At 64.6% G+C, this 20,637-nt stretch carries 23 protein-coding genes; 15 read left to right on the forward strand and 8 right to left on the reverse strand.

The genetic code is table 11. The features are described from left to right. The 3 genes from IG169_RS11590 to IG169_RS11600 form a co-directional block, all read right to left on the reverse strand. Positions 1-1,667: BatA domain-containing protein (locus tag IG169_RS11590; RefSeq protein WP_193176375.1), on the reverse strand; the 1,667-nt coding region annotated here is incomplete at its 3' end. After that, positions 1,667-2,596 (reverse strand): DUF58 domain-containing protein, encoded by a 930-nt coding sequence (locus tag IG169_RS11595; protein WP_193176376.1) that lies wholly within the window; start codon positions 2,594-2,596, stop codon positions 1,667-1,669. The genes IG169_RS11590 and IG169_RS11595, both read right to left, overlap by 1 nt. Positions 2,597-2,600: 4 nt before the next feature. Next, positions 2,601-3,614, reverse strand: coding sequence for an AAA family ATPase (locus IG169_RS11600; RefSeq protein ID WP_193176377.1), 1,014 nt, complete (start codon positions 3,612-3,614; stop codon positions 2,601-2,603). A 127-nt stretch (positions 3,615-3,741) separates the two neighbouring features. Between IG169_RS11600 and IG169_RS11605 the strand changes: the two genes are divergently transcribed. From IG169_RS11605 to IG169_RS11615, 3 genes are read left to right on the forward strand one after another with little or no spacing between them, the layout of a single operon-like run. Beyond that, a complete protein-coding gene (locus IG169_RS11605) occupies positions 3,742-4,368 on the forward strand; it encodes a DUF1285 domain-containing protein (protein WP_246717331.1) in 627 nt (208 codons plus the stop codon). Continuing rightward, a complete protein-coding gene (locus IG169_RS11610; RefSeq protein ID WP_246717332.1) occupies positions 4,365-5,009 on the forward strand; it encodes a CoA pyrophosphatase in 645 nt (214 codons plus the stop codon). Before IG169_RS11605 ends, IG169_RS11610 begins: the two co-directional genes overlap by 4 nt. Further along, on the forward strand, positions 5,006-6,262 hold the full coding sequence (locus tag IG169_RS11615; protein WP_193176379.1) for a tRNA nucleotidyltransferase/poly(A) polymerase-related protein: 1,257 nt from the start codon (positions 5,006-5,008) through the stop codon (positions 6,260-6,262). Before IG169_RS11610 ends, IG169_RS11615 begins: the two co-directional genes overlap by 4 nt. Here the strand turns inward: IG169_RS11615 and IG169_RS11620 are convergent. Together IG169_RS11620 and hemF are read right to left on the reverse strand one after the other, a co-directional pair. Beyond that, the gene (locus IG169_RS11620) at positions 6,254-6,436 is read right to left on the reverse strand and encodes a DUF1059 domain-containing protein (RefSeq protein ID WP_193176380.1); all 183 of its coding nucleotides are present in this window, start codon (positions 6,434-6,436) and stop codon (positions 6,254-6,256) included. The genes IG169_RS11615 and IG169_RS11620 overlap by 9 nt on opposite strands. A gap of 95 nt (positions 6,437-6,531) precedes the next feature. After that, positions 6,532-7,446 (reverse strand): oxygen-dependent coproporphyrinogen oxidase, encoded by a 915-nt coding sequence (gene hemF, locus IG169_RS11625; RefSeq protein ID WP_193176381.1) that lies wholly within the window; start codon positions 7,444-7,446, stop codon positions 6,532-6,534. 149 nt (positions 7,447-7,595) lie between these two features. Here hemF and IG169_RS11630 point away from each other — a divergent pair, with 149 nt between their 5' ends. Both IG169_RS11630 and IG169_RS11635 read left to right on the forward strand, forming a co-directional pair. Continuing rightward, positions 7,596-7,847: a hypothetical protein gene (locus tag IG169_RS11630; RefSeq protein ID WP_193176382.1), complete on the forward strand. Its 252-nt coding sequence runs from the start codon at positions 7,596-7,598 to the stop codon at positions 7,845-7,847. 13 nt (positions 7,848-7,860) lie between these two features. Next, entirely contained in the window at positions 7,861-8,316 is a 456-nt protein-coding gene (locus IG169_RS11635) for a GNAT family N-acetyltransferase (RefSeq protein WP_193176383.1), read from the forward strand. A 305-nt stretch (positions 8,317-8,621) separates the two neighbouring features. Here the strand turns inward: IG169_RS11635 and IG169_RS11640 are convergent, their stop codons facing one another. Further along, the gene (locus tag IG169_RS11640) at positions 8,622-9,050 is read right to left on the reverse strand and encodes a MarR family winged helix-turn-helix transcriptional regulator (protein WP_193176384.1); all 429 of its coding nucleotides are present in this window, start codon (positions 9,048-9,050) and stop codon (positions 8,622-8,624) included. Between the two features lie 73 nt (positions 9,051-9,123). Between IG169_RS11640 and IG169_RS11645 the strand changes: the two genes are divergently transcribed. Beyond that, positions 9,124-9,570: a hypothetical protein gene (locus tag IG169_RS11645; protein ID WP_193176385.1), complete on the forward strand. Its 447-nt coding sequence runs from the start codon at positions 9,124-9,126 to the stop codon at positions 9,568-9,570. Positions 9,571-9,574: 4 nt separating this feature from the next. On the opposite strand, the gene IG169_RS11650 is transcribed toward IG169_RS11645, so the two are convergent. Continuing rightward, entirely contained in the window at positions 9,575-10,048 is a 474-nt protein-coding gene (locus IG169_RS11650) for a tRNA (cytidine(34)-2'-O)-methyltransferase (protein WP_193176386.1), read from the reverse strand. Between the two features lie 423 nt (positions 10,049-10,471). On the opposite strand from IG169_RS11650, the gene IG169_RS11655 reads away from it, so the two are divergent. The 9 genes from IG169_RS11655 to IG169_RS11695 all read left to right on the forward strand — a co-directional run bounded on the left by IG169_RS11655 (position 10,472) and on the right by IG169_RS11695 (position 19,547). Further along, complete coding sequence (locus IG169_RS11655) at positions 10,472-12,319, forward strand: ABC transporter ATP-binding protein (protein ID WP_193176413.1); 1,848 nt, start codon at positions 10,472-10,474, stop codon at positions 12,317-12,319. A gap of 47 nt (positions 12,320-12,366) precedes the next feature. Beyond that, positions 12,367-14,226, forward strand: a complete 1,860-nt coding sequence (locus IG169_RS11660; protein ID WP_428982246.1) for an ABC transporter ATP-binding protein — start codon at positions 12,367-12,369, stop codon at positions 14,224-14,226. Between the two features lie 192 nt (positions 14,227-14,418). Beyond that, entirely contained in the window at positions 14,419-14,967 is a 549-nt protein-coding gene (petA, locus tag IG169_RS11665) for a ubiquinol-cytochrome c reductase iron-sulfur subunit (RefSeq protein WP_193176414.1), read from the forward strand. A gap of 4 nt (positions 14,968-14,971) precedes the next feature. Then, on the forward strand, positions 14,972-16,285 hold the full coding sequence (locus IG169_RS11670) for a cytochrome b (RefSeq protein WP_193176388.1): 1,314 nt from the start codon (positions 14,972-14,974) through the stop codon (positions 16,283-16,285). 32 nt (positions 16,286-16,317) lie between these two features. Then, positions 16,318-17,175: a cytochrome c1 gene (locus IG169_RS11675; protein WP_193176389.1), complete on the forward strand. Its 858-nt coding sequence runs from the start codon at positions 16,318-16,320 to the stop codon at positions 17,173-17,175. Positions 17,176-17,292: 117 nt separating this feature from the next. Next, on the forward strand, positions 17,293-17,832 hold the full coding sequence (locus IG169_RS11680) for an adenine phosphoribosyltransferase (protein ID WP_193176390.1): 540 nt from the start codon (positions 17,293-17,295) through the stop codon (positions 17,830-17,832). 31 nt (positions 17,833-17,863) lie between these two features. Then, positions 17,864-18,565, forward strand: coding sequence for a DUF599 domain-containing protein (locus IG169_RS11685; RefSeq protein WP_193176391.1), 702 nt, complete (start codon positions 17,864-17,866; stop codon positions 18,563-18,565). Between the two features lie 16 nt (positions 18,566-18,581). After that, positions 18,582-19,244, forward strand: coding sequence for a Crp/Fnr family transcriptional regulator (locus IG169_RS11690; protein ID WP_210325978.1), 663 nt, complete (start codon positions 18,582-18,584; stop codon positions 19,242-19,244). A gap of 93 nt (positions 19,245-19,337) precedes the next feature. Further along, the gene (locus IG169_RS11695) at positions 19,338-19,547 is read left to right on the forward strand and encodes a YgaP family membrane protein (RefSeq protein WP_193176392.1); all 210 of its coding nucleotides are present in this window, start codon (positions 19,338-19,340) and stop codon (positions 19,545-19,547) included. A 13-nt stretch (positions 19,548-19,560) separates the two neighbouring features. Here IG169_RS11695 and IG169_RS24330 read toward each other — a convergent pair whose 3' ends face one another. Beyond that, complete coding sequence (locus IG169_RS24330) at positions 19,561-20,622, reverse strand: methylglyoxal synthase (RefSeq protein ID WP_193176393.1); 1,062 nt, start codon at positions 20,620-20,622, stop codon at positions 19,561-19,563. Positions 20,623-20,637: the final 15 nt, after the last annotated feature.

Below are 20,637 nucleotides of genomic sequence, written 5' to 3' on the forward strand. Positions count from 1 at the left end.
CCGTTTGCGGCGAGGATCCGGTAAGGCGGCAACGCCTCGCCGGCGACGCCGGAATTGCCTGTCTGCAGCGTGCCGGTGTTGCGCGAGAGATTGGCGATGCGGCGCAGCATCTCGACGAAGGAACCCGAGATCGGCAGGTTCGACCAGGTCGCCTCGGCGGTGACGTGGAAAAGGACGATCGAGCCCTTGCCCCTCGCCGCGCCGGTGACGAGCGGCGTGCCGTCGGCGAGATTGGCCCAGGTCCGCGAGGCGAGATCGAGGTCCGGTTCGGCGAGCACCTGGCGGTTGACGGTGACGTCCTGCGGCGCGGCCAGTCCGCCGAAGGGCCCGTTGCCGGGGAAGGCGGCGACGGCCTGCGGCTCCGTCCATGACAGGGAGCCGCCAAGCGTGCGCTCGCCGAGCCTGAGCTTGACCGGCAGCAGCGGATCGTCGCCGGCGGTCGACGCGAGGCGCGGACCGGCGAAGCGGACCAGCGTGCCGCCATTCTCGATCCATTGCGACAGGGCGCGCGAGGCCGCTTCCGGCAGTACGCCGATATCGGCCATGACGATCATCGCGGGGCCCTGTGCGACCAGGGCGGGGACATCGACGGCGAGATCGCCGGTCCGGCCCTCGACGAGATCGGCGAAGGGCTGGAGGGCGCGCTGGATGTAATAGAGCGGCGACAGCAGCGGCTGGGCGAGATCGCCCGCCTGGCCGGTCACGAGGCCGATGCGGCGGCGGCGCGTGTTCTCGTCGACGAGCCAGACGCTTCCCGCCTGCTGCTGGCCGGCGATGCGCAGGGTGGCGAAATCGTTCCTGAGTTCGAACGGGACGTCGAAACGCGCCACCGTGTCGGACTTGCCCGCCTCGAAAAGCGCGTCCGTCTCGGCGAGCAGGCGGCCTTTCTCGTCATAGGCCGACACGGACACCGGATCGGCGCCGGTCGCCAGACCGTCGGGCGCGACGACATGGACATCGAAGCTCGTCGGCGCGTTGTCGATGCCGCGGATCGCGCGCAGGGTGCCGATGCCGCTGTCGAACAGCAGCACTTCGCCGAGTTTCATGGCGTTGATCGCGTCGACCGCGCCGTCGTCGGCACCATTGCGCATGCCGTCGCTCATCCACGCGAGCGTCGCCGGGGCGGCGCCTTCAAGGGCCTTGGAGAGGCGTCCGATCGCGGCGACACGGTCGGGCTTGGCGGCAAGCGGCTGCGCCGCGGCCAGCGACGGCAGGACGTCATTGGCGTTGGCGAGCGCCACATTGGCGTTGTCGGGGGCGACGGTGTAGGCGACGGCGACCGGGCGGCCGGCATTCGCCGCATCGCGCACGAGTTGCGTCGCCTCGGCGATCCGCTTGTCCCAGTCCGCTCCCGTCGACCAGTCATTGTCGATCAGCAGGGCGACCGGCCCGTCGCCTGTCGCCACATCGGCGACCGGATTGAGGATCGGACGGGCGAGCGCCAGGATGACGAGCGCCGTCATCAACAGGCGGAGCAGCGTCAGCCACCAGGGGCTGCGGGCCGGCGTCTCCTCGTGCTTCATCACCCTGGCGAGCAGGCGCAGCGGCGGGAAGACCTCGGTTTGCGGTTTCGGCGGCGTCAGCCGCAGCAGCCACCAGATGACCGGCAGCGCGAGGAGGCCGAACAGGATCGCCGGGGCGGCGAAGGTGACGGGCAGGCCCAGCATCAGGCGGCTCCCCGCACGTTCGGCACGGTCGCGGGCTGGCCGGTCAGCCGGCTGTGCAAGGCGACGAGCGCCTCGGAGGCGAGCCGGTCGGTGCGGTTGACGGTATAGCTCCAGTCAAGCCGGCGGCAATGATCGCGCAATGCCTCGCGGCGGGCGTGATAGATCGTCTTGTAGGCGTCGCCCCAGCTTTCGGCGCGTCCGGCGGTCAGCCGCACACCGGTCTCGGGGTCCTCGAATTCGGTTCGTCCGGCATAGGGGAAGACCTCCTCGGCCGGGTCGGCGACCTCGAGCAGATGCATGCGGGCGCCGTGTTTGGCGATGGAATCGAGAAAGGCGATCGTTTCCTCGGGAGGATCGAGGAAATCGCTGACCAGAACCACGTCGCTGTGGCGCTGGACCATGGCGAGCCGCGGCTTGTCGGGCAGTTTCAGGGCGTGCGAACTGGCCAGCGCCATGGCGAGGCGCTCGGCGCCGTTGCGCGCGGATACCGGCTTGAGCAGGCCCGGATAGCCGATGCGCTCGCCGCTGCGCGACAGGAGCTCGGCAAGCGCCAGCGTCAGGACGAGCGCCCGCGATTCCTTGGAGACGGTCGCGGCGCGCGACTTGAACAGCATGGACGGGCTCGGATCGGCCCACAGCCAGACCGTGTGCGCCGCCTCCCACTCCATGTCGCGGACATAGGTGTGATCGTCGCGCGCCGACCGGCGCCAGTCGATCTTCGCCAGCGTCTCGCCGGCGACATAGGGGCGGAACTGCCAGAAGGTCTCGCCGATGCCGCGTTTCCTGCGGCCGTGCCAGCCGGCGATCACGGTCGACACGATCCGGCGGGCCTCGATCAGGAGATCGGGGACGAGGGCGGCGCGCTGCCTTGCGCGAACCAGCGCGTCGCTTCGGTTTTCCGGTTCGTGGCGCGTGCCGACTGCCGCCATTCGTTCAGGCCTGGTCCAGCGTCTTGACGATATCCGCGATCACTCCGCGCACGCTGACGCCTTCGGCGCGGGCGGCGAAGGTCAGCGCCATGCGGTGCTGCAGCACCGGTTCGGCGAGGGCCTTGATGTCGTCGATCGACGGGGCGAAGCGCCCGTCATAGAGCGCGCGGGCGCGCGAACACAGCATCAGCGCCTGGCTGGCGCGCGGGCCCGGACCCCAGGCGACATGGGCGTCCGTCGATGCGTGGCCGGTGCCGGGGCGCGCCGAGCGCACGAGATCGAGGATGGCGTTGACGACGCTTTCGGGAACCGGCATGCGGCGCACGAGTTTCTGCAGCCTGATCAGTTTCTCGCCGGAAAAGACCGGACTGGCGGTCTGATCCTGCGTGCCGGTGGTTTCCAGCAGGATCTGGCGCTCGGCCTCGAGCGACGGATAATCGACGTCGATCTGCACCAGGAAGCGGTCGAGCTGGGCCTCGGGCAGGGGATAGGTGCCTTCCTGCTCGAGCGGGTTCTGCGTCGCCAGCACATGGAAGGGCTGCGGCAGGTCATGGCGCAGGCCGCCGAAGGTGACGTGATATTCCTGCATCGCCTGCAGCAGGGCAGACTGGGTGCGCGGCGAGGCGCGGTTGATTTCGTCGGCCATCAGCAATTGCGTGAAGATCGGCCCCTTCACGAAGCGGAAGGAGCGCTTGCCGTCCTCGGACTGTTCGAGGACCTCGGAGCCGAGAATGTCGGAGGGCATCAGGTCGGGCGTGAACTGGATGCGGCCGGCCGAGATGCCGAGCACGGTGCCGAGCGTGTCGACCAGCTTGGTCTTGGCGAGGCCGGGAACGCCGACCAGCAGGGCATGGCCGCCGGAGAGGATCGCGACGATGGCGTTTTCGACAACCTGCTCCTGGCCGAAAATCACCTTGCCGACCTCGGTGCGCATGGCCTTGATGCCGTCGAGCGCTTCCTCGGCCTCGGCGATCACCTCTTTTTCGCTCAGCGTCTCCGCAGGGCTGTGGATGCTCATGCGCGTCTCCATATCTGCACTGTCTTTAGAAGGTAATTCAGTGTGGGGTACTGACAAGCCGCTGGCGACTGACTAATTCGTGAGGGAGAGAGTTTATCCACGCCGATTTACCCAGACGATGAACAAAATGACAAATTCAGGCGAGGACAAGGCGGAAAAGCCCGGCGCCACCGACATTTCGGGGCTGCAGGCGCTTTTATCGCGGGCCACGCAGGGCGCCAAGGGCCTGCCGCCGGTCGAGAAGTGGAATCCGCCCGATTGCGGCGCGATCGACATGGTGATTCGCGCCGACGGCACCTGGTTCTATCTCGGCACGCCGATCGGCCGGGCGCCCTTGGTGCGGCTTTTTTCCACCGTCCTGCGCAAGGACGATGACGGCAAGACCTATCTCGTCACGCCGGTGGAGAAGATCGAGATCACGGTGGAGGACGCGCCGTTCGTCGCCGTGGAGATGCATGTCGACAATCGCGGTCCGGACCAGGTGCTGACGTTCCGCACCAATGTCGGCGACGTGGTCGAGGCGGGGCCGGAGCATCCGCTGCGTTTCGAACTCGAAGAGGACAGCGACGGATTGAAGCCCTATCTGCATGTGCGCGGGCGGCTGGAGGCGTTGGTCAGCCGGGCCGTGATGTACGACCTGGCGGAGCTTGGCGAGACTGTCGAGGCCGACGGGCAGGAGGTTTTCGCCATCCGCTCCGGCGGCGCCGTCTTCGCGGTCATGCCGGCCGACGAACTGGAAAGGGCGGCGCGTTGACGGTTTCGAAGACTTCCCTGATCGACAATCGCTATACCGTCGCCGATTTCCGGGCGCGGGCGGCGGAACGCGCCCGTCCGATCCAGCACGGCGATTTCGGCGACCATCATCTCAATCCGGATGCGAAAGAGCTGTTCCTGTCGGGAAAGATGCGCGACGCGGCGGTGCTGATCCCGGTCGTCGACCGCCCGGACATGCCGACCGTACTGCTGACGCAACGCACGATGAAGCTGCGCACCCATTCCGGCCAGATCGCGTTTCCCGGCGGACGGATCGATCCGGAAGACCACGACGCCGAGACCGCGGCGATGCGCGAATGCGAGGAAGAGACCGGCATAGGGCCCGAGCATGTCGAAATCGTCGGCCGCCTGCCCGAATACATGGCCGGTTCGGGCTTCCGGATCGCGCCGATCCTGTCTGTCCTCGAGCCGGGTTTCACGCTGAAGCCCAATCCGCACGAGGTCGATGCGGTCTTCGAGGTGCCGCTCGCCTTCCTGATGGACGAGGCGAACCATGCCCAGGGCAGCCGGATTGTCGGCGGCCACATGCGCCACTATTTCGAGATGCCTTACGAAGACTGGCATATCTGGGGCGTGACGGCCGGCATCATCCGGGTGATGTATGAAAGGCTCTATACGTGAGCGGTGACAGGATCGACGCCGGCTGGCTGAAGAACGAGGCGCTGCAGAAAATCCTTGCCGTCCTGGCGGAAGGCGGCGAGGAGGCGCGCGTCGTCGGTGGCGCGGTGCGCAACCATCTCTTCGGCGAGGGCATCGGCGATATCGACATCGCCACGACCTGCGAACCGCATGAAACGGTCCGGCGCGCCGAGGCGGCCGGGTACAAGACCGTGCCGTCGGGCATCGAGCACGGCACGGTGATCATCGTCGCCGAGCATCACGGCTACGAGACGACGACGCTGCGCCAGGACATCGAGACCGACGGACGGCGCGCGAAGGTGCGGTTCGGGCGCGACTGGGAGGCCGACGCGAAGCGGCGCGATTTCACGGTCAACGCGCTCTATTGCAAGGCGGACGGCGAGATCGTCGACCTGGTCGGCGGACTGGCGGACGTCAAAACCCGCATGATCCGGTTCATCGGCGAACCGGAGGAGCGCATCCGCGAGGACTATCTGCGGATCCTGCGGTTCTTCCGCTTCTTCGCATGGTATGGCGACGGGCGACCGGATTCGAAGGGCCTGCTCGCCTGCGCCCGGCTGAAGGAAGGTCTCGGCGGGCTGTCGGCGGAGCGGATCTGGACCGAGATGCGCAAGCTTCTCGAAGCGCCCGATCCGTCGCGGGCGCTTCTGTGGATGCGCCAGGCCGGTATCCTGAGCCTTGTGCTGCCGGAATCCGAAAAATGGGGCATCGACGCGATCCCGGCGCTGATCGCCACCGAAAAAGCCTTCAAATGGCAGCCGGACGCCTTGCTGCGGCTCGCGGCGATCATTCCGCATCGCGCCGAGGCCGCGCTCGGCGTGGCAACCCGCTGGAAACTGTCGAATGCGGATCGCGACCGCCTCGTCGACTGGGCCGATGCGCCCGATATCCAGCCGGACTTGTCGGAAGCGGCGTTCGCCAAGCTGCTCTATCGCGCGAAGGCGCGCGCCGTGCAGGACCGCATCCGGCTATCGCTGGCGACGGCGCGCGCGAAGGCGGACGGCAATCCCGCATGGCTGGAGGCCGTCGCCGGCTATGCGCGGCTGGCGCGGTTTTCCGAAAGCTGGAAGAAGCCCAAATTCCCGATCGCCGGCGCCGATCTCGCCGCCGCCGGTTTCCAGTCCGGGCCCGCCATGGGGCAGGCCTTGCGGGAACTCAAGGAGCGCTGGATCGAAAGCGGTTTCACGCTTGACCGCGATACGCTCCTCGATCAGCTGAAAAGCCCGTCAGGATGAGGCGTTGTCGGCTTCGCGGATATGGGTCTTGATCTGCTCGACCATGTTCGGCCGGATCGTCGTTTCCTCATGCGCCTTGCGCATGTGTTCGGACGCGCGGCGAACGACCTCGGCCTCTTCCTCCGCGTGAGTCTGCCAGGAACAGCCGGGAACAAAGCATTCGTAGTGTTTCACGGTGGTATCCTCCATTACCTGTGGTCAGTGACGTAGCCCATAAAGTTGACGCCAATGTGCCGGCCGGGCGCATTGATGCATATCAACGCAAGCATTCAGGGCCACTTCACCGCAGGCGGCATGGAGGAGAGGATCGAGTTGACGTTGCCACCGGTCTTGAGGCCGAAAATCGTGCCGCGGTCGTAGAGCAGGTTGAACTCGACATAGCGGCCGCGGCGCACAAGCTGCTCCTCGCGGTCCTGGTCGGTCCAGTTGGTGTTGAAATTCTTGCGCACCAGATGCGGATAGACGATCGCGAAGGTGCGGCCGACGTCCTGGGTGAAAGCGAAGTCGGCGTCCCAGCCGCCGGCATCCTCTTCGGAATGCTGCCAGTCGTAGAAGATGCCGCCGATGCCGCGCGGCTCGTCGCGGTGCGGCAGGAAGAAATAGTCGTCGCACCACTGCCTGAACTTCGGATAGTCGGCGACGGGGTGCTTCGTACAGGCCAGTTCGAAGGATTTGTGGAAGGCGATCGTGTCCGGATCGTCCTGGGTGCGGCGCCGGTCGAGGACGGGGGTCAGGTCGGCCCCGCCGCCGAACCACCAGCTCGTCGTCACCACCATGCGGGTGTTCATGTGGACGGCGGGGACGTTCGGATTTTGCGGATGGGCGATCAGCGAGATGCCCGACGCCCAGAAACGCGGATCTTCTTCCGCGCCGGGGATCTGCTTGCGGAATTCCGGCGAGAATTCGCCGTATACCGTAGAGGTGTGGACACCGACCTTCTCGAACACGCGGCCGTAGAGCATCGACATGACGCCGCCACCGCCCTTGCCCTCGTCGCGCTGCCATTCGGTGCGTTCGAACCGGCCCGGAGCGTAGTCCGAGAACGGACCGGCGAGATCGTCCTCAAGCTTCTCGAAAGCGGCGCAGATGTGATCGCGCAGTTCCTCGAACCATGCGCGCGCGGTTGCTTTCCTGGTTTCGATGTCCGGCGGCAATCCAACGGGCAAGTTCGGGCGTTGCTGCATGACAGGTGTTCACTCCGGCGCAATCACGGCATTCCTAGCGGTTAACGGTTCGTGAACGCGATGCCAAGCCCGACGAAACGTCATTCATGTTGGAATTGACAGGATGACGGCAGAAATTAAACTCTCAAGCATTGCGGGGGAAAAGAATCATGCTTCCACCCAAACCGCCACGGACGGCGATCCGCCGTCAGCTGGAAAAAAGTCGCGAAATCGCAACAGGGCGAAGAGACAGCTTCGTGCGCGAGACCTACCGACTCGGCCGTCGCGCCGCCCGCAGAAAAGCCCGCGAATGGTTTGACCAGTACCCGAAGGCGGCTTACTGGACACAGGTCGAAAGCTGGCGGGTGCTCGACGGCGACGTCATCGAATTCACCATGCGGCGCCTGCCCACCGCCGATTGAGAAGACCCAACCGATGGACAGTTCCCAGCCGGTTTGCCGGCGCGCCGCCACTCGCGGCGATATCGCCGCCTGCCTCGATATTCGCGACGTCGTTTTCATTCGCGAGCAGGGCGTCGACCCGGCGCTGGAACGCGATGGCCTGGACGACGAAAGCATCCATTACCTTGCCGAAATCGACGGATGGCCGGTGGGCGCCGCGCGGGTGCGTGTCCTCGACGACCGTTTCAAGGTGCAGCGCGTCGCCGTGCTGCGCGAGGCGAGGGGCAAGGGGGTCGGCGAGGCGCTGATGCGTTTCCTGATGGCGGATCTGGCGGCCGGAAAGCAGGCGGCAGGCCGCCATTTCTTCCTGTCGAGCCAGTCCTATGCGGTGCCGTTCTACGAGAAGCTGGGCTTTTCGGTCTGTTCGGAGGAATACATGGAAGCGGGCATCGCGCATAACGACATGCGCGCGGAGATCGGCGGAAGCTAGAGCCGTTCATCTTTAAATGGAATCGTTTGAACGCTGGAATTTTGTGGCCTGGCAAGGAGAGTGACGCGACGCGGTGCAAGCACCGCTAGCCTCGCGCGATGCCGTCCAGGACGTAAAAGACCAAGTTCACACGATTGCAGTTTGGAACGAAGTTCCAAAGCCATACCGGCCTCCCGGCTCGGATGGCTTTTCCGCCCCGTCAGCGTCGAAATCCTCGCGCGATATTCATATCGCGCTGCGGTGTTCTCCTTGCCGGAACGAAAAATCCATTCCGTCAAACTGCTTCCATTTAAAGATGAACGGCTCTAGCGCCGCATCGCGTCGATGGCGCGCGTCATCATCGCGAGGAAGGCCTCGCGCTCCCCGGGGGAAAACCCGGCCAGCGCCTTTTCGTTCTGGGCCTGCGCGGCGCGCGTGGCGTCCTCCCTCAGCGTGCGCGCCTTTTCGGTCAGCCGGATCAGCTGGGCACGGCGATCGTCGGGATTCTCGTGCCGCGTGATCAGGCCGTCGCGCTGCATCCGGTTCAGCGTGTTGGCGATGGTCGCCTGTTCGATGTCAAGACGCTGGACAAGGTCCTTCTGGGTCAGGTTTTCCTCGTTCCACAGTTCGAGCAGGGTCATGAACTGGGCGGGCGCGAGGCCGAGCGGCCGGATCCGTTCCTGAAGGCCGAGCGCGAACAGCCGCGCCATGTGGTTGGCGAGATAGCCCGCGGATTCGGATTTCCTGAATGTCATGTGATGGCAATAGCATTGCATAGCAGGCTATTCAATGTTATTTAGATAGCATGCTATTTAAATGGAGATCAACATGAAGACGCGAATTCATGCCGTGTCCGGCGCGCTTGCGCTGATGACCATCCTCACTTTCTGGACATCGACCGTCGCCAGCGAGTTGTTCGGCTCGCCGCAGCAGGTCGCCACCGTCAAGATGGCGGTTGTCTACGGGCTTGCGGTGCTGATACCGGCCATGGCGGCCGCCGGCGGCTCCGGCTTCTCGCTCGGAGCCAGGTGGAAGAGCCCGGTCGTCGCGCGCAAAAAGCTGCGCATGAAGGTCATCGCGGCGACGGGCATTCTCGTGCTCGTCCCGAGCGCGGTCTTCCTGGCGATGAAGGCGAGGGAGGGCGAATTCGATACCGTTTTCATGGCCGTGCAGGGCATCGAGCTGATCGCCGGGGCGTCGAACATCGTCCTGCTGGGGCTGAACATGCGCGACGGGTTCGCCATGCGGCGGCGCTCCCGCCCCATGGCGGCGTAGCGGATCAATGTTGCCAGGCGAGTTGCCGCATGGCTTCGCCCGCCACTATCGCGACGGAGAGAGCGAGATTGATCGAGCGCGCGCCCGCCGCCATCGGGATGGTCAGGCGCACATCGGCCGCATCGTGCACCGCATCCGGCACGCCGGCGCTTTCGCGGCCGAAGAGCAGGACATCGTCGCGGCCGAACTCGTGCGCGGTATAGGGTGTCTCAGCCCCGGTCGTCAGCAGGACAAGACGCCTGCTTTCCCCGGTTTGCCACGAATCGAATGCCGCCCAGCCGGCATGGCGGCGCAACGCCGCCGTTTCGAGATAATCCATGCCGGCGCGTTTCAGCGCGCGGTCCGAGAGATCGAAGCCGGCGGGCTCGATGACATGCACGATTGCGCCGAGGCAGGCGGCGAGGCGAAGTATCGTGCCTGTATTTCCGGGAATATCCGGCTGGTAGAGGGCGATTTCGATCGTCGTATTACCGGTCATCGGGCGTCAGTTGCTGGCAGGAGTTGCGATTTATTGCCGATCCGCGCTTGCCGCGGTTCGCCGGTCGGTATATGAAGCACTCGTCAACCGCAATCCAAGGAGGCGACAATGGATATCATCTGCATTCCCATGCGCGTCGCGCTCCCGACAGGCGATTTGCTGCTCCCATGGGCGCACAATTTCGCCTTCGCCTGACAAACCAGCGGTTCGAACACAGCCAACACATTCCTTCGTGACCGCCGGTTTTGGTTTCACCAAAACGGATTACGGTCATGTTCCATTGCCTTGAGTTGATTGTTGCCGCGTCCGCGTTTCCCGGTTCGCCGGAACCGGATTCGTCCCGTCGTCCTGCGCTTTCGCGCGCTTGTCTTTTCTCTCGCCGATCCGCGATCGGACACCATATTGACCGCCAAGAGGTTCGCCATGCTTTCGTGGTTTGAAAAACGTATCGATCCCTTTCCCGCCGAGCGGCCCGAGCAGCCGCCGGCTACCCTGCTTGCGTTTTGCTGGCACTACACCAAGGGCATCTGGCCCTGGCTGGCGGTCACGTCGGTCCTGATCGCGCTGATCTCGGGCCTGCAGGTGGCACTGTTCGGATTTCTCGGACACGTCGTCGACTGGCTGTCGGGCGCCAATCGCGAAACGTTTCTCGCGGACGAGGGCTGGAAGCTGGTCGGCATGGGATTCGTCATCCTCATCCTGCTGCCGGGTCTGGGCCTGCTGCACACGATGGTCATGCACCAGACGGTTTTCGGCAACTATCCGATGCTGATCCGCTGGAAGGCGCACCGTTATCTGCTCGGCCAGAGCTTCGCCTTCTACCAGGACGAGTTCGCCGGCCGGGTGGCGACGAAAATGATGCAGACGGCGCTCGGCGTGCGCGAAAGCGTGGTCAAGATCCTCGACGTCTTCATCTATGTCGCGGTCTATTTCGCCGGAACGCTCGTCCTCGTCGGAAGCCTCGACCTGTGGCTGATGCTGCCGTTCCTGGTCTGGCTCGTCTTCTATGCCGGATTGCTGCGCTACTATCTGCCGAAGATGCGCGCGATATCGGAGGCGCAGTCGAATGCGCGTTCCAGCATGACCGGGCGCATCGTCGACAGCTACACCAACATCATGACCGTCAAGCTCTTCGCCCATTCCGGGCGGGAGGAAGCCTATGCACGCGAGGCGATGGACGATTTCCTGCAGACCGTGCATCCGCAAATGCGCTACACGACGATGCTGAACACCGGTCTCGACGTTTCGAACAGCGTGCTGCTGTTCGCGGTCGGCGCCATCGGCATCTGGTCGTGGATGGCGGGCTCCGCGAGCGTCGGCGCGATGGCGGTATCCATCGGTCTGGTGCTGCGGCTGGAAGGCATGGCGCACTGGGTCATGTGGGAACTGGCCGGCCTGTTCGAGAATATCGGCATGGCGGAGGACGGCATGGGCACGATCGCCCGGCCGCGCTCGGTCACCGACCAGTCCGGCGCAAAGACCCTCGAGGTGAAGCAGGGCAGGATCGCTTTCGAACATATCCGCTTCCATTACGGCAAGGAAAACGGCGTCATCGAGGATCTCAACCTCACGGTCGCGCCGGGCGAGAAGGTCGGGCTCGTCGGCCGGTCCGGTGCGGGCAAGTCGACGCTGATGAACGTGCTGCTGCGGCTCTACGATCTCGAGGGCGGACGCATCCTGATCGACGGCCAGGACATTGCCGGGGTGACGCAGGATTCGCTGCGCTCGCAGATCGGCGTCGTCACGCAGGACACGTCGCTGTTGCACAGGTCGGTGCGCGACAACATCGCCTATGGCAAGCCGGACGCGACGGACGAGGAGATCATCGCTGCGGCGAAGCGCGCCAATGCGCATGACTACATCCTCGATCTCGTCGATCTGGAGGGCCGCAAGGGCTATGACGCCCATGTGGGCGAACGCGGCGTGAAGCTGTCCGGCGGCCAGCGCCAGCGTATCGCGATCGCGCGCGTCTTCCTGAAAAACGCCCCGGTCCTGGTTCTGGATGAGGCGACGTCGGCGCTCGATTCGGAAGTCGAGTCGGCGATCCAGGAAAACCTCTACGACCTGATGGAGGGAAAGACCGTGATCGCGATCGCGCACCGCCTGTCGACAATCTCCAGCCTCGACCGGCTGGTGGTGCTCGACAAGGGCGCAATCGTCGAGGAAGGAACGCATGAAGAGCTTGCCAAGTCGGACGGTCTCTATGCCCAGTTGTGGGCGCGCCAGTCCGGCGGGTTCATCGATGCAGGGGAGGCGGTCGCCGCGGAATGAGTAATCGCTTCAGGCCGGGGCAGGAACCCGAATCGCGCTATCGCAACATGGACCACCCGGTGTGGAACCGGGTGGAACGGTTCATCGAGCCGTTCTCCGACACGGAGCGCGAAATCCTGCCGCAGACGGCCTGGGGCTTCATTCTCTATTTCGCCAAACAGGCGCGCTGGCCCTTCATCCTGTTGCTGATCGTCGGCGGCCTGGTCGGCGGCGTCGATGCCACGCTTTACTGGTCGGTCGGCTGGCTGATCGACATTCTCGACAATGCATCTCCGGCGACGCTGCTGCAGGACCACTGGCACCAGTTGCTCGGGTTGGCGCTGCTGCTCCTGGTGGTGCGGGCCGTCGTCATGGTCGGCTCGGCGATCATCGAGCAGCAGGTGATCGTGCCGCGTTTCTACACGATGGTGCGCTGGCAGTCGTTCCGGCGCGTCATCGAGCAGCCCTACACGTTCTACCAGAACGATTTCGCCGGCCGGATCGCCACCAAGATCATGCAGGCCGGCGAATCGACCGGCGATTTCATCGTCACGTCGCTGCAGGCGATGTGGTCGTTCATGACATTCGTCGTGCTGACGACGACGATCCTGACGACGCTGGACTGGCGGATGGGCGTGGTCGTCGCGGTGTGGGGCGTCGGCTACGTGTCGATCATCCGTTTCCTGTTGCCGCGGCTGCGCCGCGCCGGCAAGGAAAACGCCAATGAGCGCGCCGTGCTCAACGGGCGCATGGTCGACATCTTCACCAACATCATCTCGGTGAAGCTGTTCGACAGCCGGCAGCGCGAGCATGGCGGCATCCGCCAGGCGCTGACCAACTATCTGAGTGCGGTGACCCGCCTGACGCGCATGATCACGACGGTGCGCGCGTCGGTGGCGCTGCTCAACGGCTTCATGATGACCGCGGTCGCCACCCTGGCGGTGATGTCGTGGATGACCGGGGCGATCTCGACCGGCGCCATCGCCGCGACCATGGGGCTCGTATTCCGACTCAACCAGATGTCGGGCTGGATGATGTTCAACATCAACGGGCTGATCCGCGCCTATTCGACGGTGCAGGACGCGACCGAGACGATTTCCGTCGAACCGGCGATCCGCGACAAGCCGGGCGCGGTCGAGATTCCGCGGTCGTCCGGCCACATCCGTTTCGACCATGTCGTGTTCCACTACGGGAAGAAACACGGCGAGCTTTTCAACGGTCTGACGGTCGACATCCGGCCGGGCGAAAAGGTCGGCCTCGTCGGGCCGTCGGGCGCGGGCAAATCGACCTTCGTCAACCTGCTGCTGCGGCTGTTCGACGTCGAGGACGGGCGTATTCTTCTCGACGGCCACGACATCCGCGACGTGACGCAGGCATCGCTGCGCGAGCAGTTCGGCGTGGTCAGCCAGGAGCCGTCGCTGATGCACCGCTCGCTGCGCGACAACATCGCCTACGGGCGGCCGGGCGCAAGCGAGGCCGAGATCATCGAGGCGGCGAAGAAGGCGCATGCGCATGACTTCATCATCGATGTCGAGGACCAGAAGGGCCGGCGGGGCTACGACGCCCATGTCGGCGAGCGCGGAATCAAGCTGTCGGGCGGCCAGCGCCAGCGCGTCGCCATCGCCCGCGTCATGCTCAAGGATGCACCGGTCCTCATTCTCGACGAGGCGACTTCGGCGCTCGATTCCGACATCGAGGCGGCAATCCAGGAAAACCTGCAGGCGCTGATGACGGGGAAGACCGTGGTCGCGATCGCGCACCGGCTGTCGACCATCGCGGCGATGGACCGGCTGATCGTCATGGACAAGGGCGAAATCGTCGAGACCGGCACGCATGGCGAGCTTATCAAGCGGCCGAACGGCCTTTACGCGCGGCTCTGGGCGCGGCAATCGGGCGGTTTCCTGGCGCTCGGCGAGGCGGCCGAATAGACCTTCCACAACGTCGTGGAACAGCGCGACATGTTGCCATCATTCCTTGGTCGAGGCTGGACAAGCGCCTGCATCCGAAATATGGGATCGCGGGGACGCGGCTTCGGGCGCGGGCGAGTCACATCCTTGTCCGGCCCGTTCGCCGCCACAGTGACTGTACCTGAAAGGAATGCTCCGGTGAGCGAAGAAACAATGACCTCTGATGAGACGACGCGTCGTGATTTCATCTACGTCGCGACCGGCATGCTCGGTGTCGTCGGCGTTGCCGGTTTGGCTTGGCCGTTCATTGACCAGATGCGCCCTGACGCGGCCGTTCGCGCCGCCGGCCAGCCTGTTGAAATCGACGTGTCGTCGGTCGAGCCCGGAAGCGCGATCATCGTGACCTGGCGCGGCAAGCCCTATTTCGTTCGCCGCCTCACCGATGCGGAAATCACCGCCGCCAGCGGCGTGACCGTGGACCAGATGAAGGATCCGCAGCCGGCGGACCAGCGCATCGGCGGTCCCGCCGACGAAGCGAAAAAGGACTGGGTCGTCGTGGCGGCGAACTGCACGCATCTCGGCTGCATTCCGAAGGTCGTGGACAGCGGCGCGGACGGCTGGCATTGCCCCTGCCACGGTTCGGTGTTCGATTTCACCGGCCGCATCCTGCACGGGCCCGCGCCGATCAACCTGCCGCAGCCGCCGCATGTGTTCGCCAGCGACACCAATCTGATCATCGGTACCGATACTGCAGGAGCCTGAGCTAATGAGCAGCCTTGAACACCACGGCACCTACACGCCGACTTCCGGCATCGGTAAATGGATCGATGCCCGCATGCCGCTGCCGCGGCTGATGTATGACTCCTTCGTCGCCTATCCGGTGCCGCGCAACCTGAACTACGCCTACACGTTCGGCGGCATCCTGTCGCTGATGCTGGTGGCGCAGATCCTGACCGGCGTCGTGCTGGCCATGCACTACACGTCTGACACCGGCCTCGCCTTCACCAGCGTCGAAAACATCATGCGCGACGTGAACCACGGCTGGCTCTTGCGTTACATGCACGCCAACGGCGCATCGTTCTTCTTCTTCGCCGTCTATCTGCACATTTTCCGCGGCATGTATTACGGCTCCTACAAGGCGCCGCGCGAACTGCTGTGGATCCTCGGCTGCATCATCTATCTCCTGATGATGGCGACCGGCTTCATGGGCTACGTCCTGCCCTGGGGTCAGATGTCGTTCTGGGGCGCGACCGTGATCACCGGTTTCTTCACCGCGTTTCCTGTCATCGGCGATCCGATCCAGCAGTTCCTGCTCGGCGGCTACGCGGTCGACAACGCGACGCTCAACCGGTTCTTCTCGCTGCACTATCTGTTGCCCTTCATGATCGCGGGCGTCGTCGTCCTGCATGTCTGGGCTCTGCATGTGACCGGCCAGACGAACCCGACGGGCATCGAGGTCAAATCGAAGACGGACACCGTGGCGTTCACGCCTTATGCGACGGTCAAGGACTCGTTCGCGATGATGGTGTTCTTCGCGATCTTCGCCTACTTCATCTTCTACCTGCCGAACTATCTCGGCCACCCGGACAACTATACCGAGGCCAACGCGCTGGTGACGCCGGCCCATATCGTGCCCGAATGGTACTTCCTGCCGTTCTACGCGATCCTGCGCGGCATCACCTTCAACATCGGCCCGATCGACTCCAAGCTTGGCGGCGTGCTTGCCATGTTCGGTTCGATCGCGGTGCTGTTCGTGCTGCCTTGGCTCGACACCTCGAAGGTCCGCTCGGCGGACTACCGGCCTTGGTACAAGCTGTTCTTCTGGATCTTCGTCGCCGACGCCATCTTCCTCGGCTGGCTCGGCTCGAAACCGGCCGAAGGCGTCTACACCTCGCTGGCCCAGATCGCGACGGCTTACTACTTCATCTTCTTCCTGATCATCCTGCCTGTTCTCGGCCTGATCGAGAAACCGCGCCGGTTGCCGAACTCGATCACCGAGGCGGTGCTGGAGCGCAACCGCGCTTCCGGCGCACAGCAGGTCACCGGAAGCGCCGCGGCGTCGCCGGAAAACAGGGGTTGAGGCTTAACGCCCAAACACACGGGAAAAGAACAATGAAAAACATCATTGCCATGATCGGTGCTGCGGCCGTTGCCCTGACCCTTTCGGTGCCCGGCGCCTTCGCGGCTGAGGAGATGGCTGCCCAGCCGACGCATTTTCCGATGGAGGAGCCGGTCGAGCAGGACTGGAGCTTTGCCGGTCCGTTCGGAAAATACGACAAGGGCCAGCTGCAGCGCGGTCTCAAGGTCTACACCGAAGTGTGTTCGGCGTGCCATTCGCTGAAGCGCGTGGCGTTCCGCAATCTGGAGGAACTCGGCTATTCGGAAGAGCAGGTGAAGTCCTTTGCCGCCCAGTACGATATCGAGGATGGCCCGAACGCGGACGGCGAAATGTTCACCCGCCCCGGCTTGCCGGCGGACCATTTCCCCGGCCCCTACGCGAACGAGGAACAGGCCAAGGCCGCGAACAACGGCGCCGTGCCGCCGGACTTCTCGCTGATCGCCAAGGCGCGCGGCGTCGAGCGCGGATTCCCGCAGTTCATCTTCGACATCTTTACGCAGTATCAGCAAGGCGGCCCGGATTACATCCATGCGCTGCTGACCGGTTTCGGCCAGGAGCCGCCGGCACATCTCGCGGTGCCGGAGGGTTTGCACTACAACCCGTATTTCGGTGCCGGCGTGGCGCTGGCCATGGCGCAGCCTCTCTATGGAGAGGACGTCACCTATGACGACGGCACGCCGTCCACCCTCGACCAGGAGGCGCGCGACGTCGCCGCCTTCCTGATGTGGGCGGCCGAACCGAGCCTGGCCGAGCGCAAGGAGATGGGGTTCCGAGTGATGATCTTCCTGGTCGTGTTCTCGATCTTCCTCTACATCGCGAAAAAGCAGGTCTGGTCGCGCGTCGAACACTGACCCGCTATTTCGATACACCTATAGAAGGGCGCTTCAGCGCCCTTTTCTTTTGCCCGGCTTGAAGACATGATCCGCTCCGTTCGGGCATGGAATCGGGTATGGAAAGGGAAGTGACAGATGAGTTTGAGTGAAAATCTCGTTGCGGCGATCCGCACCATTCCGGACTATCCGAAGCCGGGGGTCATGTTCCGGGACATCACGACGCTTCTCGGCGACGCGCGCGCTTTCCGCAGATCGATCGACGAACTCGTCCATCCCTATGCCGGCACCAAGATCGACAAGATCGCCGGCGTCGAGGCGCGTGGCTTCATTCTCGGCGGCGCGATGTCGCACCAGCTGTCGGCCGGCTTCGTGCCGATCCGCAAGAAGGGCAAGCTGCCGCACGAGACTGTGCGGATCGCCTACAGCCTCGAATATGGCGTCGACGAGATGGAGATGCACAAGGACGCGGTGAAGATTGGTGAACGCGTCATCCTCGTCGATGACCTGATCGCCACCGGCGGAACCGCCGAAGGCGCGGTCAAGCTGCTGCAGCAGATGGGCGCCGAGGTCGTCGCGGCCTGTTTCGTGATCGACCTGCCGGACCTCGGCGGCCGCAAGAAGATCGAGGCGCTGGGCGTGCCGGTGCGCACGCTGGTCGAGTTCGAGGGCGGCTGAGGCCGGCCTGTCGGGGGCGGAGGGGAACACAATGAACGCATTGCTTTCCATCAGCACTCCGGCCGACCTGTCCGCGCTGGCCTTCTTCCTTTGCGCATGGCTGGCTTTCGAGGCGGTCGTCGATCACTCGCCGTGGCGGCATAATTGTCTTTCCGGGCTGATGGCACAGAGACGCCGTGAGTGGATGCTGACGCTGGCGGAGCGCGATCTGCGCATGATCGACACGGCCATCGTCGCCGGATTGCAGCAGGGCTCGGCCTATTTCGGATCGGCAACGATCCTCGCCATCGGCGGCTGCCTGGCCTTGCTCGGATCGACGGACGCCGTGCTGCAGATCTATCGTGACCTTCCCTTCACCCCGGAAGTCCCGCGCGGGATCTTCGAACTCAAGGTGTTCGGCCTGACGACGATCTGCGTCTACGGCTTCTTCAAGTTCGGATGGGCCTACCGGCTGTTCAACTACTGTTCGATCCTGATCGGCGGCGTGCGGCATACCCAGGATGCGCCGGCGGAGGAGCGCAGGGCGGCGGCCCTGCGGGCGGGCGAGATGAACATCATCGCCAGCCGGCATTTCACCGCCGGCATGCGCGCGATCTTCTTCTCGCTTGCCTATCTCGGCTGGTTCCTCGGCCCGCAGGCGCTGGTCGCCTCGACCGTGTTCGTTGTATTCGTGCTCGCGCGGCGGCAATATTTCTCACATGCGCGGCGGATCCTGATCGACGAGCCGCGGTAGCCGGGAAGGGACGCCCTTGACCTCGTGGATTGCCGGTACGCCCTATGCCGCCGTTCTCGACACGACGTCGCGCGCGGCGCTCGACGCGCTGAAACCGCAACTGATCAAGGCTGGGACCGTCCTGTTCCGCCCAGGCGACGAGGCCTTCGGGTTCGTGCTGACGATCTCGGGCCGCATCAATGTCTATCTCAACAGCCAAACCGGACGCGAGTTGCTGCTCTACAGCATCGATCCGGGCCAGACCTGCGTCCAGACGACCCTCGGCATGCTCGGCTCGCAGCCCTATAGCGGCGAGGCGATCGCCGAATCGGATGTCGTCGCGACCATAGTCCCGCCCGAGCTGTTCGAGCGGTTGGTGACGACATCCGGCGCGTTCCGGCGCTTCGTGTTCAGGGCCTTCGCCGATCGGCTGGGCGAAATTACCCATTTGCTGGAGATGGTCGCCTTCGTGAAGGTCGAGCGCCGGCTGGCGCAATGGTTACTCGGGCAGGCAGACATCGAGGGTGTCGTCCACGCCACGCATAACGAGATCGCATCGGCGATCGGTTCGGCGCGCGAGGTGGTGTCGCGCCGGCTGGAATCGCTCGCGGGGCGGGGTATCGTCTCGCTGGAACGCGGGGCGATCCGGATCGTGTCGCGGGCCGAATTGCAGCAGATCGCCGGCGACCGGGGCGAGTGAGCTTTGTCACCGTTTCGGTGACATGGTCACTGAAACCGGCTCCGCAAGCTGCTTTACTGCCTCCACTGGAAAATCCATCGAGAGGACAAGGAAATGTTCAAGAACAATATGGGCGCTATTGATCGCGCCATCCGCGCCATCGTCGGAATCATCCTGCTCGCGCTCTACTTCATGGGCACGGTGGCCGGTGTGTGGGGCTGGGCGGCACTGATCGTCGGCGTCGTGCTGCTGGCGACCGCCATACTCGGCTGGTGCCCGCCCTATTCGCTGCTCGGTATCAACACCGGCGGCAAGAAGGCCTGACGGTATTCACTGTCTAGAGGCTGGCGGCGACGAAGAGGTCGGCGGCGGCGGGGCTGCAGGCGATCGGGATGTCGTGCTTGATCGCCAGCCGCATCAGCGCCAGCAGGTCGAAATCGAGCGAGGCCGGCCCGTCGGGGTCGGCGAAGAAGACGACCGCGTCCAGTTCGCCGGTCGCCACAAGCGCGCCGAGCTGCTGGTCGCCGCCATGCGACCCGCGCTGAAGCCGGCGGATCGACAGCGACGGCTCGGCCTTGCCGAGCAGGGTTCCCGTTCCTCCCGTGCAGATTATGGCATGACGGGACAGCGTTTCCCGGTGGCGGCGCACCCAGGCGAGCAACTGGGACTTGCGGTTGTTATGGGCGACCAGCGCTATCTTGCGCGGCGCGGACGAGCGCTGGCGGGCACGGCCGGTCATGGCTAGGATCGCCTGCACCTGCGCCACAAGTCCCTCACCGATGGCCGGAAACGCGCCCTTGAAAGCCGCGGTGCCGACCGTGAAAGCCGCCGCGCCGGCTTCCGCCACGGCGACGATGCGGTCCTCGGTATCGATCGAGCCCGCGACGATCACCGGTTTTTCCGTTGCCGAACAGACCGCCTTCATGAGTTCCGGAACGTCACCGTCAAAGCGATAGGCGAGGAGATCGAGGCCGTGCACGGTCTCCAGGTCGGCGAGCCGCCGGGCGCTGTCGGCAATCGTTTCCACGGTCCCTTTCAGAATGCTCGGATGTCCGACGATCTCGCCCGGAAAGGGATAGTATCGCACCGGATGGGCGCGCAACATCGGCGCGACCGTCGCCGCGCGGGTGCCGCCGAGCAGGCAGTCGACCTCGAGGTCGATCGCCGCGCGCGCCGAGCGCAATTCGCTCTCCTCGTCGAGACTGACAACCTCCAGATAGGCGCGGCCGCCGGAAGCGCGGATATCGGCGGCAAGGCCCTTCAGGTCCTCGAATGGCAGCCCGACATCCTTGAAGCCGATATGACGGGCGCCGCCGGCCAGCACGTCCTCAAGCCGCGCGCGGGCGTCCGGGATCGTGCGATCCTCGGCCGTCAGCATGAAGATGAAATCGAACGCCATGGCGGCGATCGTAGC

The sequence above is a fragment of the Oricola nitratireducens genome (assembly GCF_014904745.1).
Lineage (GTDB): Bacteria > Pseudomonadota > Alphaproteobacteria > Rhizobiales > Rhizobiaceae > Oricola > Oricola nitratireducens.